The following is a 9,663-nucleotide window of genomic DNA, read 5'->3' as shown; positions in this document are numbered from 1 at the left end:
TCCGGCTTCTTGAGCGGCCCGATCAAGCTGAAGTCCGGCGTGACGTTGTGGATCGACACGGGCGTCACCCTCTTTGCGTCGCGCAATCCGGCCGACTTTGACAACGGAGTCGGCACGTGCGGGACTGAACCGCCCCAGCCGTTACATCCGTCGGAAACCAGCGCTTTTGCCTGGGATTCCGTTCGCCGTATTCGCCATACGAGGCACCCTTCCGCTTGCACAAAAAAATCGTCGCAGGCAGCCTACGCTCATGCCGTAATTCCGGATTATCCCGGTTGGCGCTCTGACACAGATTTCATGACCGCTTTTGCCGGACCACCATTGCCCCTCTCTTCCGCCGCGCCACCGCGAACGAAAGTCACTGTCCGTCGCTCTGCGGTTCATGGCCGCGGCGTGTTTGCCACACGAGGCTTCTTTCTGGGCGAACTCGTCTGCGAATACAGGGGCGAGCGGATTTCGTGGGAGGAGGCTATCCGGCGCCACCCGCGTGACCCGGAAAATCCAGATCACACGTTCTATTTCGACATCGGTAACGGCTCCGTGATCGACGGCCCTATTGGAGGGAACAGCGCCCGGTGGCTTAACCACTCATGCAGTCCGAACTGCGCAGCAGAAGATCACGATGGCCGGATTCTCATCCGAACAATCCGGGCGGTGAAACCCGGCGAGGAACTGAGCATCGACTATGCGCTCACTGTGAACGGCCGCAGCACTCAGGCACTTCGACAGCGTTATGCGTGTCGCTGTGGTTCGCCAGTCTGCCGTGGCACGATGCAGGAGAAAAGGCGGAGAAAAGCGGGAGGTCTCCCTGCCATCGCTGCCGAGACGACGGGCGGAGCACATCATGCCCAGACAAACGCCACGACAAAGGTACGCATCCTCGAGCGTCCCAGCGCCGGTGTGCTGATCGTCGCCTGGCGTGAAGCCGGGCGTTGCTGTTACTGCGAGCAAAGCTGGGAGCGCACCACCGCTTCCGAGGCTGGCGTCTGCGCGCTCACCGGCGACCCTATTGCGCCCGGGCAGGCAGTCTACGGGCCGGTCGGCACCCATGCTCCGCTTAACCAGAAAGCCCGCATTGCGGAGAGTAGCCTGACAAATATTGCACAGACTCACGGCGCATTGGCATAAACCGCCCACCTGCCTGACCGGACGGGGCCGCTCCAGGTTTGAGCCGACCACTCATGTCCGACGATCGTATGGACGGATTGCAGCACCGAGCGTCACACCCCGTGCGGGTCGGATGAAAGACGGTGGCATCGCGCAAACTCCCGCCCAGCAGTTCTACTCGTTGGTCGCATGAGTAGTCCTCATCATATCAACATTTGTTTGACCCGCCTTCCTTATCGCGACAAAACCCGACTGTAGGCAGGATCGTCATGGCGGCAGCCGCGAAGCATCTGAGTTCCGTCACGCTGGAGCTCGGCGGCAAATCGCCAGTCATCGTCGACGAAACAGCGGATATCAAAAGGGCGGCTGAGACAACAATGTGGGCCAAGCTCGTCAACGCCGGACAGACATGCGTTGCACCGAACTATCTGCTCGTGCATCGCAGCGTGCGGGACGAATTCGTCGAACAATGCCGAAAAGCCATCGAACAGTGCTTCGGCCCGACAGACGACCGTATCGCGGCCACCGCCGACCTTGCGCGGATCATTTCCGTCGACCACGCGACCCGCATAGAAACGCTCGTCGAAGACGCACTTGAGCAAGGCGCGCAAGTGCTGACCGGAGGTCCGTACAGCACGACGGACTGCTACGTCGCGCCCGCGTTGCTCGGCAACTTGGCGAAGCACGCGCGTATCGCCGACCAGGAAATCTTCGGTCCGGTGCTGCCCGTGGTCGAATTCGATGCAATCGAAGACGCGATTTCCTATATCAACGCCCGCCCCAAGCCGCTCGCGCTATACGTGTGGAGCCGCAACGATGCCAAGATCAAGCGTGTGCTGCAGCAGACGAGCTCGGGCGGTGCATGCGTCAACCACTGCCTGCAGCAGTACGCGCACAGCGGACTGCCGTTCGGCGGGGTCGGTGCGTCCGGAATCGGCAACGCTCACGGTTTCTTCGGGTTCAAAGCCTTTTCCCACGAACGTGCCTTGTTGCGCGGCGGTAGGTTACTCATGGCGAAATTGTTCTTCCCTCCCTATACGGGCTTGAAAACGCGAATAGCCCGCAGCCTTGTCGATATGCTCGCCAAAGTCTGACGGCCAGCGCGCCCTAGCCCGGTGCACGCGGTGACACCAGCGCGACCGCGGCGACTATCGCGTGGAGTGCAGCCCGACCAGGAGCGCGACCGTCCGGTTAGCGATGGCATCGACTGGATGTCGGCGACGTTGAATCGCGGTGACCCTCCGCCGTTAACGGCTTTTCATCGAGCATTCCCTCTATTTCGTGTCGAGCACGGTCTCCTCCGCCTCTGCGCCTCTTCGGCACGCGCCATGAACGTTTTCGCCGCGCCCGCAGCACGGGGTTATCCCAAGCAGAAAATACTTGAATCACAATTTTGTCGTCTATACGATAGTCTTAACTACCTTGTAGGCAAATGATCGATCTGCCGGGGCTGAGCAGTTGCCATGGATGCTATCGGCGGATACGGAACGTTCGTAACAGTCGGGAAAACATTGAACCAGGGACTGCATTCTTGTAGTAGCACTTTTCATCAATTTAATTAGGATATCAATATGTATACGGTACGCCTTGCATGCTGCTTCATTCCGGTCATCGCGGCGGCGACGCTGCAATCGGCGTTTGCCGCCGGCCCCGACGACGCAAAGGGCCTCTGGCGCTCTGCGGACGGCAACGCTGTCATCGAGTTCAAGGCGTGCACAGACGAACCATCTTCGCTGTGCGGCACGATCGTTTGGGATAAAGACGCTGGCACGGCCTCCGATACATGCGGCGTACGCATCGCAAAACTCAAGCGCTATGACGACGACGCGTGGCGCGACGGGTGGGTCTTCGACCCACGCACAAATAAGCATTACAAGGGCGCGGTCCGTGCTAACAGTTCGGGTCTCGCCGTGCGGGCATTCATCGGCACGGAAATGCTGGGTGAAACCGAGCAGATGACGCGCGAACAATCACTGCCCGCATCGCCCGTCTGCAAGAACTAACCTTCGTGCCGGAGGATCACCATGAACAGAACACTTCTTTCGCGCGTCTGGCCCGTCTTTGCGCTTACTTCGGTCATGTGCGTCAACGCACGTGCCGACGACATAGACATCGCCAGCTACTCCCTCAACCCTTCAGTCAGCCTGATGTCTGACGTTCGCACCAGGGGCGTCTCCGACTCACTGAATGGACCGGGTGCAAGGCTCTCTATTGAAGCCGCCCATGAGAGCGGACTGGTCGCCGTAGCCCAAATCAACAATGTCAGCCGCCAGGAGTTCACGAATAGCAACGGCACGAACCTTACTCTTGCTGGCGGCTGGCGCTTCGGCAATCCGGATAAATGGCACTTTGGGATGGGCCTCGCTACCGAGATTTTTCCAAGAGCGAACTTCGACTCGCCGCAAGCGTTCGATTTTGTGAACCAGGTGCCTACTAACGTCACCAGCACCAACTACAACACTGACTACGCGTTGCTGGAACTGGGCTATGGCAACCTCCAGGGCCGAGTGATCGACGTGATTTCGAAAACCTATCGCGGGGCAAATACCGGCGGTGTGTGCGGCGCAATGCTGCAGTTCAATCCCGATCCCACCCAAGCGCTTGAATGCTACGCCAGGGGCAACCATGGATCGCGCGGCACCCTGCTCTTCGATCTCGATTACCAGTACGCGATAAGGGGCGACACAACGCTGAAGCTGCACACCGGTTATCAGAAGGTGGCGAATTTCCCGGAGGCCAACAGTTTCGATTACAGCATCGGCGTGACGCACGTCAGGTGGGGATTCGAGTGGAATCTCTCCTGGGTCGCCGCAATCGTAAGAACGCCTGCGCTCTTCGCCGTTCAGGACGGCAGTTCCGTCAAATCGACGTCCAAGCCAACGTTCCTCGCGTCGGTCTCGCGCAAGTTCTGAGGCGCCTCACGCCGCACCGGCTGACGACGCACGGCAAGAATATCTCGTCATAAACTTCTACAGTCAGGGGAAAGTCATGCAATCTTCGCAACCCGCCGTCATGAGCAGACAAAACATTGTCGCGGCCCTGTCGATAGGATCGATCGCGCTGCTGATGGTCGGCCTGCAGCCGATTCTGCTCGGTGCGATGGTCGATACGAGACACGCGTCCCTTCAGGGAGTGGGTATCATCGCAATGAGCGAGATCGTCGCACTCGGCATCGGAGTCGTACTCGGTGATGCGCTGCTGCCCATCGGCAGACTGCGCGTCATCACCCTGCTCGCGGCCCTCGTCATTTCCGGTCTTGACGTCCTGACCGCCCGGCTGACAGGCGACACGCCGCTGGCTGCCATTCGTGCGGCAGCGGGTCTTGGCGAAGGCGTGTTGGTGTGGGTGGCCACCTGCGTCATCGTTCGTTCGCGTGCCGCCGACCGGCTGGCCGGCATCTTTCTCACCGTCCAGACGCTTGCGCAGGCGGGCGTAGCCACCGTATTCGCCCGTGCGGTGATCGCTTATGGGGGCTGGCAGGGCGGCTTCGACATGCTGGGCGCGCTGGCGCTCTTGCCTTGCGTGCTTTTGCTACGGCTACCCACCACGCTAAAGCCCCTCTCGCACCATGCGAGTCAGCCGTTCGCGTGGTCCGTCACATCCGCGATGCCGCTTCTGATCGCCTTCGTCCAGATGGCCGCGCTCGGTTCGCTATGGGCCTATCTGGAGCCGATCGGACAGCACGCCGGGCTCGATGCGCAAGCCGCCCAGACCGCAGTTTCCGCCGTGCTATTCATGCAGGTGGTGGGTGGCATAGTGTCGGCGGCTGCGGTCAGATACGTCGACAATATGCTCACCCTGATCGTCGGCGCATTCGTACTCGCATTGATCCCAACTGGCATGCTCCTGCTTCCGTCCGGGCACATTGCCAGCTTTATCGCGCTGTGCGGTGTGTTCGGGTTTGCGTGGCTGTTCCTGATGCCGTTTCACATCGGCCTCGCTTTGCGACTCGATCGGAGTGGGCGCGTTGCGACGCTCACACCCGGCGTTCAATTGCTGGGCACCGCGTTCGGGCCACTCGTCTCGTCGCTGGTCGTCAAAGGCGACGATGCCGGTCCAGTTCCGTTCGTCACGCTAGGCTTCGCGGTAGGATCGATCGTCGTCGCGACCGCCGCACAGATGCTTCGTCGACGTTCAGCACGCGTGCCAGGCACACTGGAAAAATCGAACGCACACTAAAGCGGAAGCGTCGGCGCAAGATCATGAAACAACCCGTACTGGTAACAGGCAGGAGTGGCTCTGTCGGGCGCCGTCCAGTGCGGCAACCACTCACCTACGGCAGCATCGTGCATACGACCGTGCACAACCTCGCCGATCAAGTGAAGCTTCAGCCGCTGCTCCGAATGCAGTCTCAGTATCCCGCCCGCTCGAAGCTGTTTGAGGCCGATCGCCGCGCCCCCCGGATCGTTCGGCGCGTCGACGGAATGGTGTCAGATCGTCTGCCATGTGCGTCACCGGCTATGCTGCCCGAGAAGATCAGGAACGGCCAGCGTCAGATGCTCAAACCGGCGATGGCCGGGATCACGAACGCATTGCGGAGTGTTGACCACACCTACGGTGTCCGCCGGGTCGTGATGACGTCCAAGGTCAGAGCGATCTTCGACGACTATATCGACATGCTGAACATCCCGAATCAGATACCCTCCGAAAGGCTCTTCAACAGGACGATCACGCTCAAAGGCAATCCCTTCCATTATGCGAAAGTTGAACCGCAAAAGGTGGCATGGAAGACCTTCGAGTCAACCGGCGCAGGAGCTACGTCTCTGCCACATCCAACGTACCTCTCGAAGATGGACCGTTGACCGGGACCGTACGCGGCCTTTTCTATCATGGCGGATATGTGTGGCACCGAGGCGCTGTATCGCCAGCTGAACGCGGGCCGAAACATGTGCCCCAAAAGATCCGGGCCGACCCGCCGGGTTACCGGAAGATCGAGTGCAACGTCAAGGCCTGGGGGTTCAACGCGGGTTATATTCTCGAACGGTGGCTAGCGCGGGTTCTTTGTCCAGCATCGAATGGGGCGCCGCACACAATATATCGTTCTAGGAGCACGCATGCACGCCATTTCCGACACTCGAATCACGTCGGCAGACGTTCCACCTCACATCATCCGGCAGGTGATGCACCTCATACGCGACAGGGGCTATACGCCAGAGCGTCTTTGCAAGGGACTTGGCTTCACGCTCGACGATCTACAGAACAAGGATTTCAGGGTCTCGTATCGTCAAACGAGCACAATCATAAGGCGCGCGATGCGGTTGCTCAATGATCCGTCGATCGGCATCGCGACGGGTAGCCGTCAGACGATCGCGTCGTTTGGACTGCCTGGCCTAGGCATGCTGACTTGCCGGACATTAGGCGATGCCTTTCAATACGGCATAAAGTACCAGATTCAGGCCGGCTCAATCGCCCAGGTCGACTATTCCGCTGACGAACGCCGTTTTGTGATCGAGGCGTCAATGCGTTTCTACGATCCAGAACTGGAGCCCTTCTTCGTCGAAGAAATTCTCGTCAGCGGGGTCGCGATGACGCGCGCACTTGTCGGAGAGCGCTACCAGCCGCTGCGGGTCGAACTGCGTTATCCACGTCCGTCGCACGCGGTCGAATATGGACGGTTCTTCAACTGCCCGGTCTCGTTCGGTGCGTCTGCAAACCGGATCATCAGCGACCGATTCTGGCATGACATCGTGCTCAGAACATACGACGAATTCATGATGCAAAGCTTGCAGGAAAGCATTGACCAATTGCTGGGACGCGAGAAACCCCACGACGAACTGATCGAATCGATTTTGACGGTCCTGCGTGCGTCCATCGACGAAACTCCACGGTTCGACGAAGTCGCACGGCTGCTTAACTTCAGCGAGCGGACCTTACGTCGGCGCCTAACCGGCTTGAATGTCTCGTTTCAGAGTCTCATCGACCGCGCCCGCTATGAATATTCGCTAGATCTTCTGGAGCGCACCAGACTTCCCTTAAACCAAATCGCGATGGCGACTGGTTTTAGCGACAGCCGAACGTTCCGGCGCGCATTCAAGCGCTGGTCCGGCAAAGTTCCCAATCAAATGCGCGCGCCAGGAACGGCAGATGCGCTTGCTCATTCCCACGATCCTGAACGCCGTGCGTTGAACGGAAGCCGGGATTAGCAAAGCCCCAGCTTCCATCGCCAGCGACTCGACGAAAACGTCAACACAAAAGGCGTTCGTGCCTCCCAAGCTTTGGCACGAAGCCCAGTATTCGACGCAAATTCAAATCGTCGGCCCGAATCAGACGAGCGCGCTTAGCTGAACGACTGGCCCGATGTCGGGCAACTTGCGCTTTACCGCCTCGAATGCTCCGTCCGTCGCCGCGAGGGCATGCTTTATGTCTGTGTCGGAATGCGCGGCCGATAGGAACATATTGTGGTACGGATGCAGGTACGCGCCTCGCACAACGCATTCCGCTGCCCACGCGTAGCCGATCCGGAAATCGGGATCGTCCTCGAAAAGGATCTGAGGCATCTGGACCGGACCCGTTTGCCGTAGCTCGAAGCCATGTGAGCGCGCCTGCTCGTCAAGTCCATCACGTAGTTTCTGACCCGCGCGCTTGAGCCGCTCGAGGTAGTCGGTATCGCGAATGAGTTGCAGCGTGGCGATGCCCGCAGCCATAGGAATCGCCGAAAACCAGAACGATCCGGTAATGAACACTTTCTTCGCCGCCGCACGAACCTGCTCCGAACCGAGCAGTGCGGAAATCGGATGACCGTTCGCGAAACACTTGCCCCAGCAGCTCAGATCCGGCTCCACGCCGATCAACGACCAGCTGCAATCGCGTGCAAGACGGAACCCGGCGCGAATGTCGTCGACAATCAGCAGCGCGCCCGTTTCGGTGCACAGGCGGCGGGCCGTCTGCGCGTATTCGAGATCGGGTTCCTCCTGGTCGCGGAACACGTCGTGCTTGAACGGCGTTGCGAACACCCCGGCAATGTTCCCCTTGTGCTCCCTGAACGCATCGGTAAGGCTTTGGGGATCGTTGTAGTCATAGTAGACAATGCTGGCCCGATCTTCAGGTATCGTGCCCGAGCTCAGCATGATCGGCACACACCATGGTGCCGCACCATGATAAGCGTCAGTCGCCGCGAGAATGATGCGCTTTCCCGTATGGACTCGCGCAATCACCATCGCGGCACTTGTGACGTCCGTGCCGTTTTTCGCGAACATCGTCCACGAAGCATGGTTGACGAGCGACACAAAGCGCTCCGCCAGGTCAACCATCACCTCGCCGGGCCCGTTGAGCGCATCGCCAAGCTCCCGCTGCGCCGTGACGGCTGCCTCAACGGTCGGCTCGTTATATCCGAGCAGGTTCGGCCCGTAAGCGCACATGAAGTCGACATACTCGTTTCCGTCAACGTCCCACGTGCGCGCTCCCTTCCCAGCCCGGAAAAATTGCGGGAATTCGGCAGGAAGCATTGACGTCGACATATGCCCGTACATCCCGCCCGGGATCACCTGTTGGGCTCGTTCGAGCAATGCTTTGTTGTAGGTGTTGGTCCAGACCATGGATTTCGTCCTCCGTATAAATTCATTAAACGCGTCACCGATATGCGGTTCGCGGCATCGACCAATCGTTCCCCTTGCTACGACGCCCGTCGGATAACAGGGAGCCATCTCAGCGCCGCCTCGGGATTGCCCTTCACCTTGATCTTTCCCTGCAGAAACGCGATCGGCGGGCTGAGCTTGCCATCAACGAGACTCTCGAGATCCTTGCGCGCGATCGTGATCGTGACGTCCGCATTGCCTTCCGAGCTGCTGACCGATTCACTCGTCACAAACACACAGCCCTCATTTTTGACGTTCACTTGTAGGCTATCGGTAGGGCATGCTCCGGCAGCAATCGCCCGCTCGAATTTGCCTTGTAGTTCATCCAGGTACGTCATGTCAGTTTGATCCTATGGTCGAGAAAAGGGGACGTGCTGCACATATGGATCATCCTATCTCTCCATGTGTCAGCGCGCAGTGCCCAGTATTTCAACGAAAAAATTCACAAACGGGGCTAATCAAGCCGCAAACAGCACTATTCCGGCCATTCACGGCAGTAGTGCAAAGAGCGACTACCAAATCGGTTGAGTGTCGGCCGGACCAATTTGAGGGCCCGCGATGAGCAGCTGAAGGGCTTTGTCGCAATAAGGGACCTGCTATGCTGAAGTCCCAAGAACGCACGATCTGATCGATGAAGCAGAACCTGAATCCGGCTGTGGCGAAAGTGCTCAAGCGTCTGCACTACCCGCTTGATGTAATCCTTCACCACCATCTGCCCGGTCGACGTCCAGCGATGTCCTTTCGAACCGCCATGTATAAGTCCAACGCTCTCCAACTTCATCCACATCCATTCCAATACGCTGTTTACGCCGACCGAAAATTCAGCCACATGTAGGGATCGCGCCGACTGAAAACTGAGCCGGGCAATCAACCTATCCTGCTAGTTTTTCTGGCAGGGTGTTTGGGGATGATCCCGATGACGATGATTGGCAAGGTGCGGCGGATGTTCCACCGCCAGAACAAGTCGGTACGCGAGATAGCG

The 9,663-nt window shown here is 59.0% G+C and carries 9 protein-coding genes; 7 read left to right on the top strand and 2 right to left on the bottom strand.

Annotated elements, in window-relative coordinates:
• From FSO04_RS44010 to FSO04_RS43980, 7 genes are all read left to right on the top strand, one after another.
• Positions 1-1,128, top strand: a 1,128-nt coding sequence (locus tag FSO04_RS44010) for an SET domain-containing protein-lysine N-methyltransferase (RefSeq protein ID WP_154567596.1), incomplete at its 5' end; no start/stop codon positions are given.
• A 194-nt stretch (positions 1,129-1,322) separates the two neighbouring features.
• Positions 1,323-2,201, top strand: coding sequence for an aldehyde dehydrogenase family protein (locus tag FSO04_RS44005; protein ID WP_267905094.1), 879 nt, complete (start codon positions 1,323-1,325; stop codon positions 2,199-2,201).
• A gap of 477 nt (positions 2,202-2,678) precedes the next feature.
• Positions 2,679-3,110 (top strand): DUF2147 domain-containing protein, encoded by a 432-nt coding sequence (locus tag FSO04_RS44000; protein ID WP_154567594.1) that lies wholly within the window; start codon positions 2,679-2,681, stop codon positions 3,108-3,110.
• Positions 3,111-3,131: 21 nt separating this feature from the next.
• On the top strand, positions 3,132-4,019 hold the full coding sequence (locus FSO04_RS43995; RefSeq protein ID WP_233465433.1) for a TorF family putative porin: 888 nt from the start codon (positions 3,132-3,134) through the stop codon (positions 4,017-4,019).
• Between the two features lie 100 nt (positions 4,020-4,119).
• Positions 4,120-5,286 (top strand): MFS transporter, encoded by a 1,167-nt coding sequence (locus FSO04_RS43990; protein ID WP_233465432.1) that lies wholly within the window; start codon positions 4,120-4,122, stop codon positions 5,284-5,286.
• Positions 5,287-5,393: 107 nt separating this feature from the next.
• Positions 5,394-5,909, top strand: a complete 516-nt coding sequence (locus FSO04_RS43985) for a Rossmann-fold NAD(P)-binding domain-containing protein (protein ID WP_199203114.1) — start codon at positions 5,394-5,396, stop codon at positions 5,907-5,909.
• Positions 5,910-6,161: 252 nt separating this feature from the next.
• Entirely contained in the window at positions 6,162-7,250 is a 1,089-nt protein-coding gene (locus FSO04_RS43980; RefSeq protein ID WP_166618386.1) for an AraC family transcriptional regulator ligand-binding domain-containing protein, read from the top strand.
• 120 nt (positions 7,251-7,370) lie between these two features.
• On the opposite strand, the gene FSO04_RS43975 is transcribed toward FSO04_RS43980, so the two are convergent.
• A complete protein-coding gene (locus FSO04_RS43975; protein ID WP_154567590.1) occupies positions 7,371-8,642 on the bottom strand; it encodes an aminotransferase class III-fold pyridoxal phosphate-dependent enzyme in 1,272 nt (423 codons plus the stop codon).
• 77 nt (positions 8,643-8,719) lie between these two features.
• Positions 8,720-9,019 (bottom strand): SCP2 sterol-binding domain-containing protein, encoded by a 300-nt coding sequence (locus FSO04_RS43970; RefSeq protein ID WP_154567589.1) that lies wholly within the window; start codon positions 9,017-9,019, stop codon positions 8,720-8,722.
• Between the last annotated feature and the right edge of the window lie 644 nt (positions 9,020-9,663).

Source organism: Paraburkholderia madseniana, from assembly GCF_009690905.1.
GTDB lineage: Bacteria > Pseudomonadota > Gammaproteobacteria > Burkholderiales > Burkholderiaceae > Paraburkholderia > Paraburkholderia madseniana.
Note: the sequence above shows the minus strand (reverse complement) of the source record. Positions and strands in the feature narration are given on the sequence as shown.

Coding starts and splice junctions, on each gene's coding strand:
- FSO04_RS44000 (WP_154567594.1), top strand. CDS start 2,679: ATGTATACGGTACGCCTTGCATGCTGCTTCATTCCGGTCATCGCGGCG.
- FSO04_RS43995 (WP_233465433.1), top strand. CDS start 3,132: ATGAACAGAACACTTCTTTCGCGCGTCTGGCCCGTCTTTGCGCTTACT.
- FSO04_RS43990 (WP_233465432.1), top strand. CDS start 4,120: ATGAGCAGACAAAACATTGTCGCGGCCCTGTCGATAGGATCGATCGCG.
- FSO04_RS43980 (WP_166618386.1), top strand. CDS start 6,162: ATGCACGCCATTTCCGACACTCGAATCACGTCGGCAGACGTTCCACCT.
- FSO04_RS43975 (WP_154567590.1), bottom strand. CDS start 8,642: ATGGTCTGGACCAACACCTACAACAAAGCATTGCTCGAACGAGCCCAA.
- FSO04_RS43970 (WP_154567589.1), bottom strand. CDS start 9,019: ATGACGTACCTGGATGAACTACAAGGCAAATTCGAGCGGGCGATTGCT.